The sequence below is a fragment of the Salipiger sp. HF18 genome, from assembly GCF_011806505.1.
Classification (GTDB): domain Bacteria; phylum Pseudomonadota; class Alphaproteobacteria; order Rhodobacterales; family Rhodobacteraceae; genus Salipiger; species Salipiger thiooxidans.
Genome location: NZ_JAATOS010000770.1, coordinates 1 through 1,283 on the forward strand (window position 1 = coordinate 1; position 1,283 = coordinate 1,283).

2 protein-coding genes are annotated in these 1,283 nt (G+C 74.9%); both read left to right on the top strand.

The window, feature by feature from the left end; genetic code table 11:
* The first annotated feature begins 138 nt into the window (after nucleotides 1–138).
* Nucleotides 139–723 (top strand): ImuA family protein, encoded by a 585-nt coding sequence (locus HC022_RS26765; protein ID WP_167454402.1) that lies wholly within the window; start codon nucleotides 139–141, stop codon nucleotides 721–723.
* On the top strand, nucleotides 638–1,283 hold a 646-nt coding region (locus tag HC022_RS26770), incomplete at its 3' end, for a DNA polymerase Y family protein (RefSeq protein WP_254885286.1). The genes HC022_RS26765 and HC022_RS26770, both read left to right, overlap by 86 nt.

The window sequence follows — 1,283 nt, forward strand, 5'->3', positions numbered from 1 at the left end:
AACGACGGCACGCCTTCCGACCGTCCGCCCCCGCCCCCCTTTCCGGCAATCCTCCGCCGGCGCGCCAAAACGCCTCCTGTCAGTCCGCGCGCCGCGCACGCTTCCCTCCCCCCGCCCCGGACATGTATCCTGTCTGCCATGCAGCCGAATCTCCACAGCTTCCCCCTGCGCCCCGGCCGCGTCCACGAGGTCTGCGGTCCCGGCGCCACCAGCTTCGCCGCCATCCTCGCCGCAAGCGGCGCGGGGCCGGTGCTCTGGGTGCGGCAGAACTGGGTGACCGAGGTCCTGAACCCGGTGGGGCTCGCGGTCTTCTTCGACCCGGCGCGGCTGCTGATCGCGCAGGCGCCGTCGCAGACCGATGCGCTGGCGGTCACCGAGGAAGCGCTGCGCGACGGCTCGGTGCCGCTGGTGGTGACCGAGATCACACGCCCGCTCGACCTGCGCCAGGGCCGCAGGCTGCAGCTCGCCGCCGGCACCGGCGGCAGCACCGGGCTCTGCCTGATCCCCGAGGGCATGGGAAGCAACGCCGCCGAGACCCGCTGGCACGCAAGCCCCCGGCTCGCCCCCGACGGCCCGGACTCGACAGCGCTGCGTTGGGAGCTTATAAAGAACAAAACGGGAACACTTGATGCCTGGGATGTTCGATGGGATGAGACGGCGCATCGTCTGCATGTGGTTTCCCCGGTTGGCGAGCGACCGGGCACTGCGCAGGCGCGCGGTTGAGGGGCCGTTCGCGCTGCCCTTCGCGCTGGTGCAGAAGCAGGCCAGCGCCGACCGGCTGGTCTGCCTGAACGCCGCCGCCGAGACGCTCGGCCTGCACCGCGGCATGGCGCTGGCGGATGCGCGGGTCTATTCCCCCGCCCCCTCCCCCCCCCCCGCCGATCCACCCGCCGAGGCACGCTTTCTCGAGACCCTGCGCCGCTGGGCCACGCGCTACTGCCCCTGGGTGGGACGCGACGGCGGGGACGGGCTGGTGCTCGACGTCACCGGCGCCACCCACCTGCACGGCGGCGAGGCGGCGATGCTCGACGACATGCGCACCCGCGCCGCCCGGTCCGGGCTGGCGCTGCGGGCCGGGCTCGCCGACACCCGCGGCGCGGCCTGGGCGCTGGCGCATCACGGCGAGGGCATCGCCGCCCCCGGCGACACGCTCACGGCCCTGGGTCCGCTGCCCGTCGCCGCCCTGCGCCTACCCCCCGACACGGTCACCGCGCTGCAAAGGCTCGGGCTGCGCCTCGTGGCCGACCTTGCCGCCGCGCCGCGCGCGCCGCCCGCGCGCCGCC